At 59.5% G+C, this 17,014-nt stretch carries 17 protein-coding genes; 4 read left to right on the top strand and 13 right to left on the bottom strand.

The annotated features are described in order from the left end of the window. Window positions 1-7 precede the first annotated feature (7 nt). A complete protein-coding gene (gene msbA / locus NAT49_RS01075) occupies window positions 8-1,705 on the bottom strand; it encodes a lipid A export permease/ATP-binding protein MsbA (RefSeq protein WP_374708799.1) in 1,698 nt (565 codons plus the stop codon). A gap of 109 nt (window positions 1,706-1,814) precedes the next feature. Continuing rightward, window positions 1,815-4,007, bottom strand: a complete 2,193-nt coding sequence (locus NAT49_RS01070; RefSeq protein WP_251589668.1) for a DNA internalization-related competence protein ComEC/Rec2 — start codon at window positions 4,005-4,007, stop codon at window positions 1,815-1,817. 186 nt (window positions 4,008-4,193) lie between these two features. Between NAT49_RS01070 and NAT49_RS01065 the strand changes: the two genes are divergently transcribed. After that, window positions 4,194-4,712 carry a DUF2062 domain-containing protein gene (locus tag NAT49_RS01065; protein ID WP_251589666.1) on the top strand — a complete coding sequence of 173 codons (519 nt, stop codon included), beginning with the start codon at window positions 4,194-4,196 and terminating at the stop codon, window positions 4,710-4,712. 105 nt (window positions 4,713-4,817) lie between these two features. On the opposite strand, the gene NAT49_RS01060 is transcribed toward NAT49_RS01065, so the two are convergent. Further along, window positions 4,818-5,504 (bottom strand): ABC transporter ATP-binding protein, encoded by a 687-nt coding sequence (locus NAT49_RS01060; RefSeq protein WP_251589665.1) that lies wholly within the window; start codon window positions 5,502-5,504, stop codon window positions 4,818-4,820. Then, entirely contained in the window at window positions 5,497-6,741 is a 1,245-nt protein-coding gene (locus NAT49_RS01055) for a lipoprotein-releasing ABC transporter permease subunit (protein ID WP_251589663.1), read from the bottom strand. The genes NAT49_RS01060 and NAT49_RS01055 overlap by 8 nt, the downstream gene beginning before the upstream one ends. Window positions 6,742-6,881: 140 nt before the next feature. Here NAT49_RS01055 and NAT49_RS01050 point away from each other — a divergent pair, with 140 nt between their 5' ends. The 3 genes from NAT49_RS01050 to NAT49_RS01040 are packed head-to-tail and all read left to right on the top strand — an operon-like array spanning window position 6,882 to window position 9,734. Then, window positions 6,882-7,925, top strand: a complete 1,044-nt coding sequence (locus tag NAT49_RS01050; RefSeq protein ID WP_251589660.1) for an agmatine deiminase family protein — start codon at window positions 6,882-6,884, stop codon at window positions 7,923-7,925. A gap of 10 nt (window positions 7,926-7,935) precedes the next feature. Then, window positions 7,936-8,835 carry a carbon-nitrogen hydrolase gene (locus tag NAT49_RS01045; protein ID WP_285835980.1) on the top strand — a complete coding sequence of 300 codons (900 nt, stop codon included), beginning with the start codon at window positions 7,936-7,938 and terminating at the stop codon, window positions 8,833-8,835. A gap of 26 nt (window positions 8,836-8,861) precedes the next feature. Next, window positions 8,862-9,734: a DNA replication terminus site-binding protein gene (locus NAT49_RS01040; RefSeq protein ID WP_251589658.1), complete on the top strand. Its 873-nt coding sequence runs from the start codon at window positions 8,862-8,864 to the stop codon at window positions 9,732-9,734. A gap of 24 nt (window positions 9,735-9,758) precedes the next feature. On the opposite strand, the gene NAT49_RS01035 is transcribed toward NAT49_RS01040, so the two are convergent. The 9 genes from NAT49_RS01035 to NAT49_RS00995 form a co-directional block, all read right to left on the bottom strand. Further along, a complete protein-coding gene (locus NAT49_RS01035; protein WP_251589656.1) occupies window positions 9,759-10,043 on the bottom strand; it encodes a YrhK family protein in 285 nt (94 codons plus the stop codon). Window positions 10,044-10,101: 58 nt separating this feature from the next. Then, window positions 10,102-11,493: a Si-specific NAD(P)(+) transhydrogenase gene (sthA, locus tag NAT49_RS01030; RefSeq protein ID WP_251589654.1), complete on the bottom strand. Its 1,392-nt coding sequence runs from the start codon at window positions 11,491-11,493 to the stop codon at window positions 10,102-10,104. 26 nt (window positions 11,494-11,519) lie between these two features. Beyond that, complete coding sequence (gene nqrM, locus NAT49_RS01025) at window positions 11,520-11,765, bottom strand: (Na+)-NQR maturation NqrM (RefSeq protein WP_251589652.1); 246 nt, start codon at window positions 11,763-11,765, stop codon at window positions 11,520-11,522. A 169-nt stretch (window positions 11,766-11,934) separates the two neighbouring features. Next, window positions 11,935-12,438: a hypothetical protein gene (locus NAT49_RS01020; protein WP_251589650.1), complete on the bottom strand. Its 504-nt coding sequence runs from the start codon at window positions 12,436-12,438 to the stop codon at window positions 11,935-11,937. Next, window positions 12,438-13,670, bottom strand: coding sequence for an NADH:ubiquinone reductase (Na(+)-transporting) subunit F (nqrF, locus tag NAT49_RS01015; RefSeq protein WP_251589648.1), 1,233 nt, complete (start codon window positions 13,668-13,670; stop codon window positions 12,438-12,440). The genes NAT49_RS01020 and nqrF overlap by 1 nt, the downstream gene beginning before the upstream one ends. Before the next feature lie 36 nt (window positions 13,671-13,706). After that, window positions 13,707-14,327, bottom strand: a complete 621-nt coding sequence (nqrE, locus tag NAT49_RS01010; RefSeq protein WP_251589646.1) for an NADH:ubiquinone reductase (Na(+)-transporting) subunit E — start codon at window positions 14,325-14,327, stop codon at window positions 13,707-13,709. Then, the gene (locus NAT49_RS01005) at window positions 14,328-14,996 is read right to left on the bottom strand and encodes an NADH:ubiquinone reductase (Na(+)-transporting) subunit D (protein WP_251589645.1); all 669 of its coding nucleotides are present in this window, start codon (window positions 14,994-14,996) and stop codon (window positions 14,328-14,330) included. It abuts the gene before it with no gap. 2 nt (window positions 14,997-14,998) lie between these two features. Continuing rightward, complete coding sequence (locus NAT49_RS01000) at window positions 14,999-15,781, bottom strand: Na(+)-translocating NADH-quinone reductase subunit C (RefSeq protein WP_251591885.1); 783 nt, start codon at window positions 15,779-15,781, stop codon at window positions 14,999-15,001. Further along, window positions 15,778-17,013 (bottom strand): NADH:ubiquinone reductase (Na(+)-transporting) subunit B, encoded by a 1,236-nt coding sequence (locus tag NAT49_RS00995; RefSeq protein WP_251589644.1) that lies wholly within the window; start codon window positions 17,011-17,013, stop codon window positions 15,778-15,780. The genes NAT49_RS01000 and NAT49_RS00995 overlap by 4 nt, the downstream gene beginning before the upstream one ends. Window position 17,014: the final 1 nt, after the last annotated feature.

The raw sequence follows: 17,014 nt of genomic DNA, 5'->3' as shown, positions 1-17,014 counted from the left end.
CCCTGCGTTAGGATTGCTGAAATTGAACACGGTGCAGCGCTGCATACGCCCCATCCCGGGCCAGAAGTTCTTCATGAGTGCCCGTTTCCACCATATGCCCGTTTTCCATCACCACGATCCGGTCGGCCCGCTCGATCGTGGATAGACGGTGAGCGATAACAAACGTCGTTCGATCCCGGCACACATCCTCGAGCGCCTTTTGAATATAGCGCTCCGATTCGGTATCAAGCGCCGAGGTCGCTTCATCAAGAATCAGAATCGGCGCGTCCTTGAAGATCGCCCGGGCGATCGCGAGCCGTTGACGCTGACCGCCGGAGAGCATGACACCATTGTCGCCGATCAGGGTATCGTAGCCGTTGGGCAACCGCTCGATGAACTCATCGACGTACGCCGCCTTCGCTGCCGCCACGATGGATTCACGGCTCGCCTCGGGGTGGGCATAGGCGATGTTTTCGGCAACGGTTGCGTTGAACAGCGTGACCTGCTGGGTGACCAGCGCCATCTGACGACGAAGGGCCTTGAGGTCCATCTCGCGAGTGTCCTGACCGTCGATCAGGATGCGCCCGTCACTTGGGTCGTAGAAGCGGCTCAGCAGGCTGATGAGCGTTGATTTGCCGCTGCCCGAACGCCCCACCAGCGCGACCATTTCACCGGCGTTGACCTCAAGGTCGATGCCGTGAAGTACATTGCTCTCGCCTTCGCCATAGGCAAATCGCACGCCCTCGAAATGCACGGCGCCACGCACCCGGCCGGGGTCGAGATCGCCGGTGTCAGGCTCAGGGGGATGATCGATGATCAAGAACAGCTCATGGGCCGCCGACAGCCCCTTTTGGATCATGCCATTGATCTCGGTCAGCGATTTGATCGGCTTGGCCATGAGCGACGCGGCTGTAATAAAGCCGACAAACTGACCGGCGTTCATGTTGCCCATGATGTCAGGGCGCAGGGCAAGCCAGACCAGCAGCGCCAGCGACACCGCCATCAGCGTCTGGATGACCGGTGCACTGATGGATTTGGTCAAGCCTTCCTTGAGGCTTTGCACCCGATTGTATTCGCTCGCGGCGTAGAAGCGTTCGTACTCGTACTGCTCGGCGCCGTGCATGCGAACGACGCGGTAACCGGTAATGCTTTCGGAGGCAACATGCGTCACATCGCCCACCGAGCGCTGAATCCGCCGGGCAAGCTTTCGAAACCGGCGACTGGCGTAGGCAACGACACCTGCGATCAACGGCGTGACAGCGATAAAAACGAGCGTCAGCTTCCAGTTGGTCCAGAACAGGTAGCAGGTCAGGCCAAGCACATAGAGCCCCTCCTGCACGATGACCGTCACCGCCTTGGTAACCGCGCCGGTGATCTGTTCGACGTGATAGGTCACACGAGAAAGCAGGTGCCCTCCCGAGTGCTGATCGAAAAACCGCCCGGGCAGATGCAGCATTCGCTTGAATACGTCCACGCGCAAGGCGTGCACGGTATTGCGCGCCACCTTCTGCATGAAGTAACTGCCAAGAAATGTGCCCACTCCCCGCAGCCCGAACATCAGAATCACCATCAACGGCAGAAACTGACGAAATTCGGCGTCCGGATTCTGTATGCCGTTGGTCAGGTACTCCATGACCTTGGCAAACGCCGTGCTCGAGGCGGCGTAGATCGCATACCCCACGACCGCGATCGCGAAAAATCGCCAGTAGGGGCGCACGTACCGCATTAGCCGTTTGTACAACGGCCAGCTACCGGTGTTGTTCACATCCACTCCAAAGACCATCCTTGCACCGACGAGAAACCGCGCGCCAACCCCATGCACGCGCTGCCTTCCACTACCGCGCGGATTCTACCCCAAGGCAGCCGGGATCGATACCACGGGGCGTGCGTGAGCTTGCGCCTTTAAGTTCACCGTGGACGTAGTCAAAGCGAACGGCACCATGGAGATCGCTGCGCCACTGACAGACGCCCACCGCCCTGAACGATGCCACCACCTCCGGATGCGGATGGCCATAGCGATTGGCCTTGCCCGCGCTGAAGACCACATGACGGGGTGAAAGCGCACGGATGACCGCCGGGTCAGACCCGGTTCGACTGCCATGATGACTTGCCACCATGACATCCACATCGCGAAGCGCGTCGCCGTAGCGCTTAAGAAGCTGTCGCTCTACCCCGCGCCCGACATCCCCCATCAGAAGTATCTTGATGGCTTCGTGCTCGATCAAGAGTACACAGGAGCGGTCATTGCTGTCCTCGGGCAACGCGTTGCCGGCCGGCGGCCACAGAAACGTGAACCGGGTTCCTGCGTGGGACCAGCCCCTCCCGGCGCGACAGCGCGCAGTTGAGACCGCGCCAGTCTCGGCCACAGGCCGCCAGATGCGCGCCATCACCACCGCCTGCTCGTGAAGCCAACCAAGGCCTCCGGAATGGTCGTTATCGCCATGGCTGACCACCACCTCGTCAAACGCGGGCGGCCGGTCCCAAAGCGTCGAAATTGGCGCAAATCCGGAACGAAACCGAGCCCCGGTGTCGTAGAGGACGTGATAGCTCGCCTGCTCGACCGACACGGCAAGTCCTTGCCCAACATCGTGCACCGTAACCCGAAACGACGGCGTGGCCGGATTCAAAAGCGCCAGGGCCACCGGGCAGAGCATCGCACACACGCACACACCGCGCGTTCTCAACCCAAGCCCCGGCAGCAAAAGACACAGAGCGGCACCGCTCACGCCAAGCACCCAAACCGATGTTATCGCCGCCGGAAGCGTCCAGACCGGGGCGAGACGAGCGGCCACTGCGGTGACCTCCCAGAACGCGGTGGACGCTGCGTAAAAAGGCAACACGAAACTCTCAATACCCGACAGCACCCCGATCCAGGCCAGACACGCAAGCGGCATCATCACGAGACTGACCCAGGGCACGGCAATCAGGTTCACTGGCAGCGAGATCGGCGCCCACTGCCCATGAGACAGCGCCAGCATGGCCGCCATCGCAAGCGTCAGAAAAAGCTGCGTACGCGCGAGGAACACCCACGGGCGAGGCCGCGGGCGGTCAAGCCACATCATCAAAAGCCAAGCCACGGCACCGAACGACAGCCAGAATCCACTGCGACCGGGTGCGCTCGGATCGATCAGAATCACCAGGACAAGCGCCAGCCACCAGCCTTGCCATGGACTCGGCGACCGGTAGCCGCTTCGCACCCAAAGTGCGATCAATGCCATGATCGTTGCCCGACTTACCGCCGGCCCCCAACCCACAAGCGTTGCATAGAGAAGCGCTCCCACTCCGGCAACAAGCCAGGGCGCCCGGCGTGTTCGCCAGTCAAGCGGGCACAGCAGCGTGATAACGCGCCTGCTGACCCACCAAAGTCCACCGACGATCAACCCCACATGCAGTCCGGACACCACGAACAGATGCGTCGTGCCGGTATCGCGCAGCTGATCCCACTCATCGCGTGTCAGCGCCTTGCCCTGCCCAAGCGTCAGCGCATCGAGCCAGCGCCCACCCCGAGCGTCGAGATGCGAAAGCATCGAGGATAGCCGTGCCCTGAGCGTGACGGACGCATCGGGCAACCGCACGTTATGCGCTAAAACGTAGCCCGTCGCGACATACCCCTCCCTTGATAGCCACGCGCCATAATCGAACCGATCGAAGTTGTGATACCCGTGATTGGGCTTGAGTCGAAGCGTCACATGCCAGCGCTGGCCTGAGTGCAATGATGGCTCGGGGTCATACCAGGAAAGCCGATAGGCTTGACCGGGCTTGCACACTACCGAGTCGCGTTTATCTGGACAGGTATCTACCCGCCCCCGAAAACGCACGCGGTTTGCATCGCGCTCAAGCGCCTCGATTCGAATCACACGCTCAAGCGTTACTGTCCCCATGGATTCGGGCATCGGCTCGGGCGCGCGCAGTCGAAGATCAAGCCCTGACAGCATGAGCACCGCCAGCGAAAATACCGCCGCCCAGCGCCATGGGCGGGCGATAACGGCCAGCACTGCCAGGGCAAGTGCCAGCCAAAAAAGCGGCATTGGCTCTAACGTCACGCCTGCCAGGGCCGATAACCCGGCAAGAGGCAGCGTCATCGCCGATTGTAATGGCCGATGAAACGGTGCTTCACCCATACTGTGCATTGCCTGTACCATCGCTCAATGCATACGCGGGGCGCGCACCATGTATTTCGCCCATTTCGATCACGTGAAATTTCGGCACATCCAATGCCTCGTCGACTGATCCAGCGCTATCTGCCAAAACCTGAAACGCTGCGCCGAAAGAAATCACTGCGCTGCGTCAGCCACTTCATCGCGATACCTGCCTTGTGGCAGGTATCGCGACGGACAGTCGGCAATGCCTTCATGGTCGGTATCTTCTGCGCCCTTCTGCCCATTCCAGCCCAGATGCTTGTTGCTGCCGCCGGCGCATGGCTGCTCAGGTGCAACCTGCCGCTGTCGATCGCGCTGGTCTGGATCACCAACCCATTGACGATGCCCGTCATTTTCTACAGCACCTATCGGCTGGGCACCTGGGTTCTAAACTCACCCCATCGAGATGTGCCGGATCACTTCAGCGCACATTGGCTTGCAACGCAGCTTGCCGACATTCTGCCGCCGCTGCTGGTGGGGTCGATCATTGCCGGTGTGGTGCTTGGCGGGGCCTGCAATGTCTTAATCCGCCTGATCTGGCGGTGGCATGTCTCTCGGCAGTGGCGCCGCCGTCGCAGGCGTCGCGCGCAGTAACTTACATTCCCACATGAAAACGGGCGGCTCAATGAGCCGCCCGTTTTCAATCCATCATCGATCAATCCACCAGTGACGCGATCGATCCGCCAGTGACTGTCTGCTTCAGGGTTGCTCGACAAGCCGCCCTTGATCGAGGTGCAGCACACGGTCCTGATGACGCGCGAGACCGGTATCGTGGGTCACGATCACAAAGGCACACTGACTCGTGCGCGCAATGTCGTCCATCAGCTCGAGAATCCGGCCGGCCGTGGTCTGATCGAGGTTACCAGTCGGCTCATCCATCAACACAAGACTCGGGTCAGTCACCAGCGCACGCGCAATGGCAACGCGCTGACGTTCACCGCCTGAAAGCTCGCCCGGCTTGTGCGCTGCCCGTGGCTCCATTCCGACCCGAGCAAGCAGCGTTCGCGCCTGAGCCCGCGCCTCACGCCGGCGCATTCCACGGATGATCAGCGGCATGGCCACGTTTTCATCGGCGGTGAACTCGGCCAGCAGGTGATGAAACTGATAGACGAAGCCGATGTGGCGGTTACGAAAGCGCCCGATCTCGGCCTCCGACAGCCCCTTGATCGACTGCCCGGCAATAACGATATCGCCCTCGCTCGCCCGGTCGAGTCCGCCCAATAGATTCAAGAGCGTAGTCTTGCCGGAGCCGGAGCTTCCGACCACGGCAACGCGCTCACCGGCGCGCACGTTCAGCGACAGCTGGTCGAGCACGGTCAGATCTTGCGGGCCTTCGTTATAGACTCGAGTGACCCCCTGACATTCAAGCATTGTCCGCTCACTCATAACGCAGCACCTCCGCCGGCTGAATACGCGCCGCCCGCCAGGCGGGATAAAGCGTCGATAGGAAACTCAACAACAGGGCAAAGCCCGTGATCACAAGCACATCCGACAGCTCGAGCCGCGAGGGCAGGTAGCTGATGAAATAGACATTGGGGTCTAGGAAGGTAACCCCGAACATGCCCTGAATCCAGGCCACCACGTCGGCAACGGTTAGCGCGCCAACGATGCCGAAAATCACCCCTAAAATGATGCCCACCACACCGATGGTCAGCCCCTGCACGATAAAGATGCCCATGATGGTCAAAGGCGTTGCCCCAAGCGTTCGAAGGATCGCGATGTCGGCGTGTTTATCGGTCACCACCATGACAAGCGTCGAAATGATGTTAAAGGCCGCAACCGCCACGATGACCGACAGCAAAAGACCGATCATGTGCTTTTCCATCTGAATCGCCTGGAACAGGTTGCCCTGGGTGTAGGTCCAGTCGATGCCACGATAGCCCGGCGGCATCTGATGGATGATGTCCTGAGTGACCTGATTGGCCTTGAACAAATCATCAAGCTGCAGCCGAACACCCTGCGCCTCGCCCTGGATACGCCCAAGCTTGGCCATGTCCGACAGGTTGGCGTAGGCCAGGTTGGCGTCAAGCTGCGCCCCGACGCTGAAAATACCCGAGACGGTAAAGCGCTTCATGCGCGGGAAGATGCCGCCGGGGGTTACCGAGGCCTCCGGAATCATCAACGTGACCCGGTCACCCACCCCAACGCCCAGGCTTCGGGCAAGCTGCTGGCCGAGCACCACGTTCCACTGACCCTCTTTCAAGGAGTCGAACGAACCCTGCGCCATGTGCTTGCCAATGATCGAGACCTTCTCCTCGGCCTTGGGCTCGATGCCCTGCACCATCGCGCCCTGGGCATTGCCCCCGCGCGCGAACATGCCCTGCTGCTCGACGTAGGGTGCCGCACCGATGATGTGAGGACTTTTCTGCTCCAGCCTCTCGGCCAGCGCCTTCCAGTCATTGACGCCGTTGACGGCCTCGATCCGAGTGTGAGGGACCATGCCCAGAATGCGCGTTCGAAGCTCATGATCGAACCCGTTCATGACCGAGAGCACCAGAATCATGACCGCCACGCCAAGCGTCAGGCCAAGCATCGAAGTCATGGAAATAAACGAGATAAAGTGATTACGCCGTTTGGCTCGCGTATAGCGAAGCCCGACCAGAAACGGGATGCGGTCCAGCATGTAAGTCAGTCCTATCCTTTGGGGGCATTCATGGTACGCACTTTTTGAAAACGCTGCATCAGAGGCTACTTTCCACCAAGTAACGCTTAAGGCATTATCGCGACACCTCTTTCTGACCGCACGCAAGGCTGGAAATTCGTATGGCTTATACGCTGCCGCCCGAATGGTATCCCCAGGACGCCATTCTATTGACCTGGCCCCCGCTTGAAAGCGATTGGTCGTCCATGCTCGAACGCATCGAGGCGACGTTTGAAGCGCTGGTGCGTGCCATCAGCGCCTACCAGCGCGTCGTGCTCGTGCTCGACAGCCAAGCCCGCGCCGATGCGGTCCGAACACGTCTGACGACACTCGGCGCACGCATCGAGAACTGCCTGTTTCATGTCGCCCCTGCCGATGACACCTGGGCGCGCGATCACGGGCCAATCACGCGCCTGAACGAAGGCGCGCCGGAGCTTCTGGACTACCGCTTTACCGGCTGGGGCGGCAAGTTCGCCGCCGAGCGGGACAACGCCCTGACCCGCGCGCTCGAGCACTGCTGGTCGGTGCCGGTCATCGATCACCAACTGCGCATTCTCGAAGGCGGCGCCATTGAAAGTAACGGCCAGGGCGTGGTGCTTGTTACTACTTCGTGCCTGCTCAATGAAAACCGGGGGTCGGTTTCTCGCGCTGACTGGGAAGCGCACATGCGCGCGCAGTGGGGCACCGAACATGTGCTCTGGCTCGAGCATGGCCACCTTGAAGGCGATGATACCGACAGCCACATCGACACCCTGGCGCGATTTTGCGCGGAAGACGTCATTGCCTATGTGCACTGCGACGACCCAAGCGACCCGCACTTCGACGCCCTCGCCCTCATGGAAGCCGAGCTGAAGGCGTTTCGCACCCCCGAAGGCCACCCTTACACGCTGGTCCCGTTGCCCTGGCCACGCGCGGCGTTTGACCCGGACGACGGCCACCGGTTGCCGGCAACCTACGCCAACTTCCTGATCACCAATCAGGAAGTCCTGGTGCCGATCTATCAGGATCCGGCCGACCTGATGGCACTCAACGTTCTGCAAAGCCTCTTTCCCGAGCGCCGGATCGTGCCGGTCGACTGCACCAGCGTCATTCGCCAGCACGGCAGCCTGCACTGCCTGACCATGCAACTGCCCAAGGGCACCCTTGGCCCGCTCGACCACCATTGATGGAGCCTGTATGACCACCTTGCACGCCGGTATCGTTCAACAGCCCGCCTGGGCCGACAAGACCAGAAGCCTCGAGGAAAGCGCCCGGGGCATTCGCGCGCTGGCCGCCAAGGGCGTGCAGCTCGTGCTGCTTCAGGAGCTTCACGCCACACAGTACTTCTGTCAGACCGAAGACACTGCCATCTTCGATCTGGCCGAACCGCTTGATGGCCCGACCACACAGTACCTGGCCGCGCTTGCCCGGGAACTGGACGTGGTCATCGTCGGGTCGATTTTCGAGCGGCGCGCACCGGGGCTCTACCACAACACCGCCGTCGTGCTCGACCGCCAGAAGGGCCTGATCGGTCACTACCGCAAGATGCACATTCCAGACGACCCGGGCTTTTACGAAAAATTCTATTTCACCCCAGGCGACAGCGCCGCCCAGGGCGGGCCGGGCTTCGCCCCGATCGAGACCTCGGTCGGGCGGCTTGGCGTACTGGTCTGCTGGGATCAATGGTACCCGGAAGCGGCGCGTTTGATGGCAATGGCCGGCGCGGAACTCCTGCTTTACCCCACCGCCATCGGCTGGGACACACGAGACGAGACTGAAGAACAGCGCCGCCAGCAGGACGCCTGGACCGTCATTCAGCGCGCCCACGCCGTCGCCAATGGGCTGCCGGTGATGGTGGCCAATCGCGTGGGGCATGAAGCCGACCCCAGCGCCCAGAGCGAAGGCATCGAATTCTGGGGTGCAAGCTTCATTGCAGGCCCTCAAGGCGAGTTTCTGGCTCAGGCCGACGGGCAGCCAACGACGCTTGATACCCGGATCGACCTGTCCCGCAGTGAGGACATCCGGCGCATCTGGCCTTACCTGCGCGATCGGCGCATCGACGATTACGCGCACCTGACCCGTCGCTACATCGACTGAGGCCACACCGACTGAGGATAAGAGGCATGGACACGGACGTGGCGTATTACCGACTGCACGAGATCGAGCTGGCCTTCGACGCCCTTGTCGATCGCGTCAACGCGCTGTGTGACTGCGTCGAGCAACGCCACTGCCCGATCTGGCATCTTCGCGAGAGCGCCTCACCAACCGCCTGGCTGCGTCAGGCGCTTTTGGACATGTGGTACGAGCAAGGCCAGGATGGACGCGCCACCCGCAACTACATCGGCATGGTGCTGTGCGATGACGCCGTACTTGAGCACGTCACCGCGCTCAATGCCGCCAAGGATCATTTCGGTGGGCTGGTCAATACCATGCGCAAGGAGGCCACCGATCAGATCGGTGCGCTCAAGACGCACCTGCCAAGGCGCCATCCTGCGCTCAATCAGCTCATGGCCCAGCAGGGGCTCGCCAGGCTCCACCTGAAACAGGCCTGGCGCCGGATACCCGTTGCCGAAGCGCCGCTTGCCCGCATGCAGATGTCCTGGTACTCAAGCGGTCGTTCAATCAAGCGCACGACCATCGCCGAGGCGGAGGAGAAATTGGCCGCGCTCAATAACGAAGCGCCTCATGTGCGCATTCAGTGGCAGAAGCTCGCGGCGTTACCCAGCGATGAAATACTGGCGCAAGTGCAGCAGCAGGCGCCGGTCATGCGGGCAAACCTCTTTTTCAAGGAACCTCTGGATGACGGGCGCCAGCGCCGCGCCTTGAACATGGCCCTGCCACTGTTCGTGCCGGACGACGGGTCCGGGCGGCTCCCGAAAATGAACGCGCCCGCACTTGCGCCGCCTGAAACACGCACGCGGGCGCGCCGAGGCGACAATCGGCTCGAGGATGAACCCTACCTGCCAAGCCTGCGCCTGTATCGCTACCGGTATTGAACGCGCTCAGGCACCGGGCGCGCCCTAGAAATCCTGAGTGCCGTTACTTGGAAGGTGGTTCAGATGGATCGACCGGGCCAGACGAATGCCCGGCCGGATCAAGAGTTGCGCACTGCCAATCACGAACAGCCATGTCCCAACGATCAGCGTGGCGCCTTCATAGAAAAAGCAGAAACTTCCGATCAGAAACCACAAACCGATCATCAGGTCGTTGACCATGCTGAGCGCCGCGTAGCGCTTGTGAATCACGATCTCATCGTGGCCGAATCGAAAGCTTAGATCACCGTTATCGTGCTTCATTTTGCGCATTGCCACATCCCTGTGTCGTTGCTTGCTCATTTTGGCGCGATGCGCCTTGTTATAGGACTCAGAACAGACGATTGAGCCCGTTCTGAGCCGCCACTCGATAGGCTTCCGCCATGGTCGGGTAGTTGAAGGTCGTGTTGACGAAGTATTTCAACGTATTCGCCTCACCTTCCTGACGCATGATGGCCTGGCCGATGTGGATGATCTCGGAGGCCTGATCACCAAAGCAGTGAATACCGAGAATGGCCAGCGTCTCCGGATGGAACAGGATCTTGAGCATCCCGACCTTGTCGTCGGTAATCTGGGCGCGCGCGGTGTCCTTGAAAAAGACCTGACCGACCTCGTAGGGCACGCAGGCATTGGTCAGCTCACGCTCGGTCTTGCCGATCGAGCTGATCTCGGGAATGGTGTAGATCCCGGTTGGAATGTCATCAACAAACTGAAATTCGTCGTCCAGCAAATCCGCTGCGGCAAACCGGCCCTGGTTATAGGCCGCACTGGCAAGACTCGGCCAGCCGATCACATCGCCTGCTGCATAGATGTGCGGAAGCTCGGTGCGATACCGGTCATCGACCTGCAGCTGCCCGCGTGAGTTGGCATTCAATCCGATGTTTTCAAGGCCAAGCTCATCGGTATTGCCCGTGCGGCCGTTGGCCCACATGAACGCATCGGCGCGCAGCTTCTTGCCGGATTTCAGGTGAAGCGTTACACCAGACTCGCCGCCCTCGACGCGCTCGTATTCCTCATTGTGACGAACCAGCACACCATTGTTTCGAAGGTGATAGGACAGCGCATCGCTGATTTCGTCATCGAGAAACGACAGCAGCCGGTCGCGCGTATCGATCAGATCGACCTTTACTCCAAGCCCTGAAAAGATCGAGGCGTATTCGGAACCGATAACGCCGGCGCCGTAAATAATCAACGTGCGCGGCGTATGAGTCAGATTGAGAATGGTGTCCGAGCAGTAGATCCGCGGATGGCGAAAATCGATGTCGGCGGGCCTGTAGGGCCTCGACCCGGTCGCGATCACAACCTGCTTGGCGTTGAGTTCCTCGGCGCCGTCGTGCTGACCGCGTACGACAATCGTGTGCTCATCCTTGAAACGGGCGGTGCCGAAGAAGAGATCGATGCGGTTACGCGCATAGAAGTTGGCCCGCATCTCGACCTGCTGCTCGATCACTCGCCGCGAGCGCTCCAGCACCTTGGTGAAGGAAAACCAGCGGGGCTCTCCGATGTCACGAAACATCTTGCTGGTGTTGAACTGGATGATCTGCTTGACCGCATGGCGCAATGCCTTGGAGGGAATTGTGCCCTTGTGGGTGCAGTTTCCACCCACTGCGCTTTGCTGCTCGATCACGGCAACACGGCGACCGTGCTTGGCGGCGTTCAGCGCCGCACTTTCACCGGTAGGCCCAGAGCCAATGATCACCACATCGTAGTTATAAACGGCCATCTGAATCGACTGCTCCTTCCGTTCGGTTATGACTTACGCTTTGTTGCATCATGACCCAGAGAAGAATCTCCCTGCGCGCGCATGGCCTGTTTCTTCTGCTCTTCTTCACAGATGTCGTCCTTGCCCCCGCAGATATCACACCCCTCTTTAAGGCCCAGGTTATTGAGCCCCCCACAGGAGCCGGCAATGGGTTTTCGACCCATCAGCACGCCTACAGACATGGCCGTTACCAATAAAAGCATCACAGCCAGTACCAATACCCAAATCAACATCGATCTACCTCCTGACGACGTTTTACCAATGGCGCTAGTGTATCAAATATGCATCCAAACTGCCCCACGGCACGCACGCCATACGACTCATCATTTAACGGCCCGCGTTACGCGCCCTCCACCGTGCTCAGCTGCCGATGGGCGTGCGATGAGCGATTACGCCTTGGGACTACAGCGCAGGCATCGAACAGGTCAGCGGCGCATGACGCTCTGTCGCCAAAGGCCGCGTGATGAGACCTTGCACCTCGAGCCATTCGAGGCGCCCGCCCCTTGACGCAAGCTCGTCAGACACCGCGTCCTGCCACGCTCTGAGCCGGTCACACACGCAGATACCATCTTCTGCAGTGGAAGGCGTTACACGCGACAACACCGCATCAAGCGGCGTATTCAGTAACCGCGCGTGCTCAAAGGAGGCGCTTGAGACGTCAGGCTGGCATGAGCTTGGCGTCGATGAAAACCGCTGCAGGAATAAGGGCGTGATCGGCCGCTTGACCATTGCATCAACAAAGGCCTGGTTACGCTCATCAGGCAGGGTATAGCTGACACGATAGGCAAGGCCCTGCTTCACTCCGGAAAGATGGTGCTCCGTTTGACGGTGATCAAGCAGCTCAAACGCAAAAAGGGCCAGCCCCGAAAGGGCCAGCCCGGTAAGTAACGCCGCGATCAGACGCATTAACCGCCGAAGTCATCAAGCAGGATGTTTTCGGGCTCGACGCCGAGGTCCGTCAACATCTTGATGACCGCCGCGTTCATCATGGGCGGCCCGCACATGTAGTACTCGCAGTCTTCCGGTGCCGGATGGTCCTTCAGGTACTTATCGTACAGAACGTTGTGAATGAAGCCGGTATCGCCCTCCCAGTTGTCCTCGGGCTGAGGATCGGACAGCGCCAAATGCCATTCAAAGTTCTCGTTTTCTTCCTGAAGCTTGTCGTATTCCTCGTTATAGAACGACTCACGCATGGAACGCGCACCGTACCAGAACGAAATCTTGCGAGAACTACCGAGGCGCTTGAGCTGATCGAAGATATGACTTCGCATCGGCGCCATGCCAGCGCCCCCGCCAACGAACACCATTTCGGCATCGGTATCGCGTGCGAAGAATTCGCCGAAGGGCCCATAAACGGTCACCTTGTCGCCCTCACCCAGGCTGAACACCCACGTGGACATCAGTCCCGGCGGATGATCGGAGTTGGGCGGCGGCGTGGCGATACGAATGTTGAACTTCAAAAAGCCCTTCTCTTCCGGGTAGTTCGCCATCGAGTAGGCTCGAATGGTCGGCTCCTGAGTCTTGCCGGTCACATTGAACAGACCGAACCGATCCCAGTCACCGCGATACTCTTCCGGAATGTCGAAATCGCTGAACTTGACGTCGTAGGCAGGCGCCTCGAGCTGCATGTAACCGCCGGCGCGGAAGGCGACGTTCTCACCTTCCGGCAGCTTGAGTGTCAGCTCCTTGATGAAGGTGGCAACGTTCGGGTTGGAAACGACGGTGCATTCCCATTTCTTGACCCCGAATACCTCTTCCGGCACATGTACCTTCATGTCCTGCTTGACCGGCACTTGGCAGGAAAGGCGCCAGCCTTCCTTCTTCTCACCCATGGTGAAATGGCTTTCTTCGGTCGGAAGAATGGAGCCACCGCCCTCTTCGACCTGGCACTTGCACTGGGCGCAGGAACCGCCGCCGCCACAGGCAGAGGACAAAAAGATGCCATTGGATGCAAGCGTCTGAAGGAGCTTGCCACCGGCCTGGGTCGTGATGGTGTTCTCGGGATCATCATTGATCTCGATGGTGACGTCGCCACTGGAGACCAGGCGGCTTCGAGCCGCCAGGATCACGACGACCAGTCCAAGGACGATCACCGTGAACATGACCACGCCGAGCAGGATTATCGTTGAATCGACCATGTCGAGTTTCCCTATCGCGTTCTAGTCGTAAGCGTCTTAAAGCTGAATACCGGAGAAGGACATGAAGCCAAGAGACATAAGGCCCACGGTCAAAAACGTGATGCCAAGCCCCTGAAGCCCTGCCGGAACGTCACTGTACTTGAGCTTTTCACGAATACCGGCCAGCGCCGTGATCGCAAGCGCCCAACCGACACCAGCGCCCGCACCGTAGATGACCGATTCCCCGAAGTTGTAGTCACGCTGCACCATGAACAGCGATGCACCCAGGATGGCGCAGTTCACCGTGATCAGGGGCAGAAAGACACCCAACGCGTTGTAAAGCGCCGGCACGAACTTATCCAGAAACATTTCCAGAATCTGAACGATGGCCGCGATGACGCCGATATAGCTCAAAAGCCCGAGGAAGGTCAGATCGATCTGGTCGGCGCCTTCGATGCCGGTCCAGGACAGCGCCCCGGCCTTGAGCAGATAGTTCAGAATCAGGTTATTGACCGGCACCGTGATGGCAAGCACCACGACAACGGCAATCCCCAGGCCAATGGCCGACTGAACCTTTTTGGATACTGCGAGAAACGTACACATGCCCAGAAAGAAGGCGAGCGCCATGTTTTCAACAAACACCGCCTTCACGAACAGGCTGAGATAATGCTCAAACATTTACGCGGCCTCCTGAGCCTTGGTGTTGGAGGTGATCTTGAAATCAGCCTCTTCGACCTGTTCCGGGTTAATACTTCGAATGACCCAGATCATCAGCCCGATCACGAAAAACGCCGACGGCGGCAGAAGCATCAGGCCGTTGGTGACGTACCAGCCGCCATCCTTGACCGGTGTGAGCAGGGTAAAGCCGAGCAGAGAACCGGATCCGAAGAGCTCGCGCACCGCACCGACAACCAGCAGAACGAAGGTGTATCCGAGACCGTTGCCGATGCCATCCAAAAAGCTCATGACCGGGCCATTTTGCATCGCATAGGCTTCAGCGCGGCCCATTACGATACAGTTGGTAATGATCAAGCCCACAAAGACCGAGAGCTGTTTCGAGGTTTCATAGGCGTAAGCGCGCAGAACCTGATCCACCACGATAACCAGTGAAGCGATGATCGTCATCTGAACGATGATTCGGATCGAGGACGGCATGTGGTTTCGAATCAGAGAAACGAACAGGTTCGAAAACGCTGTCACCGAGATAACCGCCAGGCCCATGACAAGCGAGGTCTGAACGGAGTTGGTAACGGCTAGCGCTGAACAGACGCCCAGAATCTGCAGGGCGATCGGATTGTTCTTGAATACCGGCGTCGTCAGGACACCTTTCGGCGAATCAGCAGCCATGGTTATGCTCCTTGAGACGGATCACGGAAACGTGAAAGATATTTGGCAAACCCCTGCTCGCCCAGCCAGAACTGAAGCAATTGGGTCACGCCTCGACTGGTCAGCGTAGCACCGGACAAGGCATCCACCTTGTTTTCGGCGTTGGGGGTCTGACTGTCTACACCGCCCTTGACCAACCGAATGACCGGTTCCATGCCATTGTCGGAATAGACTTCCTTGCCATCCCACAGCGCCTTCCAGCGCGGGTTATCGACTTCACCGCCGAGCCCCGGGGTTTCACCCTGCTGGTAGAACGACAGTCCAACGATGGTGTTGCCATCGCCCTTGAGGGCCAGATAGCCATACATCATGGACCAGAGCCCCTGACCGCGAACCGGCACGATGATCTGCTCGGGATCCGTGGGGTCGCCGACCAGATAGATGGTCGCGAAGTTCTCGCGTCGACCGAGTCCGGCCGGGTCGTTGCCCTTGAGAGACTCGGAAAGCTCGGGATCTTCGGCCGCGCCGAACTGATCGAACGTATCGGGATCGAAGCGATCACTGTACTCGCCCGTGTTCAGATCGACCACCTTCGGCGTAATGTGGCTGAACTGCTCGGCCACACTCTGCCCCGGCTTGTAGAGCTCGGCGACCTGAAGGATGTTGGTCTTTCGATCAAGCTCCTGGTTGGTCTGCTGAACCGGGCGCAGCGCTACCGCTGCCGCCGAGACCACGACCGAGCACACAACGCACAGGCTGAATGCCACGATCAACGTTTTCTTGATGGAGTTGTTGTTCGCCATCAGGCTATCTCCTTACCAGCCGTTGCCGAAGCCACACGCTTCTGACGACGCTTGATGTTGGCCTGCACCACGAAGTGGTCCATTAGCGGTGCGAAGAGATTGGCAAACAGGATCGCAAGCATGACCCCTTCCGGGAACGCCGGATTCACCACACGAATCAATACGGTCATGACACCGATCAGGGCGCCGAACGCGAGTTTGCCCTTGTTGGTCATGGACGCCGACACTGGGTCTGTGGCCATGAAAACCATGCCAAAGGCGAACCCGCCAATGACCAGATGCCAGTACCAGGGCAGCGCGAACAACGGGTTGGACTCGGAGCCGATCGCATTGAATAGACTTGCGGTCGCAACCATTCCCAAAAACACACCCAGAATGATTCGCCAGGACGCCACACGCGTCCAGAGCAACACGGCCATGCCAATTAAAATCGCAAGCGTCGAGGTTTCACCCATCGAGCCCTGAATCAGGCCGAAAAACGCATCGGTCCAGCTCATCTGATTCATGAGATCGCTCACACCACCCTGCGCCGCCGTGGACAGTGCCGTGGCGCCTGAGTAGCCATCAACGCCCGGCACCCAGACCGAGTCTCCGGACATCTGCGCCGGATAGGCAAAGTACAGGAAGGCGCGCCCGGTCAGTGCCGGATTGAGGAAGTTCTTGCCGGTACCGCCAAACACTTCCTTACCGATAACCACGCCGAAGGTGATACCGAGTGCAACCTGCCAAAGCGGCGTGGTTGCCGGAAGCGTCAGCGCGAACAGAACCGAGGTCACGAAGAAGCCTTCGTTGACCTCATGGCCACGCTTGATCGCGAACAGCACTTCCCAGAAACCACCTACCGCGAAGGTGATGAAGTAGATCGGGATGAAATACGTCGCCCCCAGCACGAAGTTGGCCCAGATGCTGTCAGGGTCATGACCGCCGGCAAGCGCCATGGTCACTGCATCGCGCCAGCCGGAAAGCGCAGACACACCATCGGTCAGAAGCGCGGTATTGGCTTGAAGTCCTGCGTTGTACATTCCGAAGAACATGGCCGGAAAGGTACACATCCAGACCGTGATCATGATGCGTTTGAGGTCGATGCCATCACGCACGTGCGCCGTTGCCTTGGTCACGCTCGGCGGCGAATAGAAAATGGTGTCTACCGCCTCATACAGCGCATAAAACTTCTCGTACTTGCCGCCGTGGTGAAAATGAGGCTCGACCTTGTCGAGAATCTGTCGAATGCCCATT

The sequence above is a fragment of the Larsenimonas suaedae genome (assembly GCF_023712105.1).
In the GTDB taxonomy this organism is placed as follows: domain Bacteria; phylum Pseudomonadota; class Gammaproteobacteria; order Pseudomonadales; family Halomonadaceae; genus Larsenimonas; species Larsenimonas suaedae.
This window is presented reverse-complemented; position numbering and strand designations above follow the sequence as displayed.

Bases quoted from the DNA above. Each gene is read 5' to 3' on its own strand.
- msbA (WP_374708799.1), bottom strand. From the start codon at position 1,705: ATGCGGTACGTGCGCCCCTACTGGCGATTTTTCGCGATCGCGGTCGTG.
- NAT49_RS01070 (WP_251589668.1), bottom strand. From the start codon at position 4,007: ATGCCGCTTTTTTGGCTGGCACTTGCCCTGGCAGTGCTGGCCGTTATC.
- NAT49_RS01065 (WP_251589666.1), top strand. From the start codon at position 4,194: ATGCCTCGTCGACTGATCCAGCGCTATCTGCCAAAACCTGAAACGCTG.
- NAT49_RS01060 (WP_251589665.1), bottom strand. From the start codon at position 5,504: ATGAGTGAGCGGACAATGCTTGAATGTCAGGGGGTCACTCGAGTCTAT.
- NAT49_RS01055 (WP_251589663.1), bottom strand. From the start codon at position 6,741: ATGCTGGACCGCATCCCGTTTCTGGTCGGGCTTCGCTATACGCGAGCC.
- NAT49_RS01050 (WP_251589660.1), top strand. From the start codon at position 6,882: ATGGCTTATACGCTGCCGCCCGAATGGTATCCCCAGGACGCCATTCTA.
- NAT49_RS01045 (WP_285835980.1), top strand. From the start codon at position 7,936: ATGACCACCTTGCACGCCGGTATCGTTCAACAGCCCGCCTGGGCCGAC.
- NAT49_RS01040 (WP_251589658.1), top strand. From the start codon at position 8,862: ATGGACACGGACGTGGCGTATTACCGACTGCACGAGATCGAGCTGGCC.
- NAT49_RS01035 (WP_251589656.1), bottom strand. From the start codon at position 10,043: ATGCGCAAAATGAAGCACGATAACGGTGATCTAAGCTTTCGATTCGGC.
- sthA (WP_251589654.1), bottom strand. From the start codon at position 11,493: ATGGCCGTTTATAACTACGATGTGGTGATCATTGGCTCTGGGCCTACC.
- nqrM (WP_251589652.1), bottom strand. From the start codon at position 11,765: ATGTTGATTTGGGTATTGGTACTGGCTGTGATGCTTTTATTGGTAACG.
- NAT49_RS01020 (WP_251589650.1), bottom strand. From the start codon at position 12,438: ATGCGTCTGATCGCGGCGTTACTTACCGGGCTGGCCCTTTCGGGGCTG.
- nqrF (WP_251589648.1), bottom strand. From the start codon at position 13,670: ATGGTCGATTCAACGATAATCCTGCTCGGCGTGGTCATGTTCACGGTG.
- nqrE (WP_251589646.1), bottom strand. From the start codon at position 14,327: ATGTTTGAGCATTATCTCAGCCTGTTCGTGAAGGCGGTGTTTGTTGAA.
- NAT49_RS01005 (WP_251589645.1), bottom strand. From the start codon at position 14,996: ATGGCTGCTGATTCGCCGAAAGGTGTCCTGACGACGCCGGTATTCAAG.
- NAT49_RS00995 (WP_251589644.1), bottom strand. From the start codon at position 17,013: ATGGGCATTCGACAGATTCTCGACAAGGTCGAGCCTCATTTTCACCAC.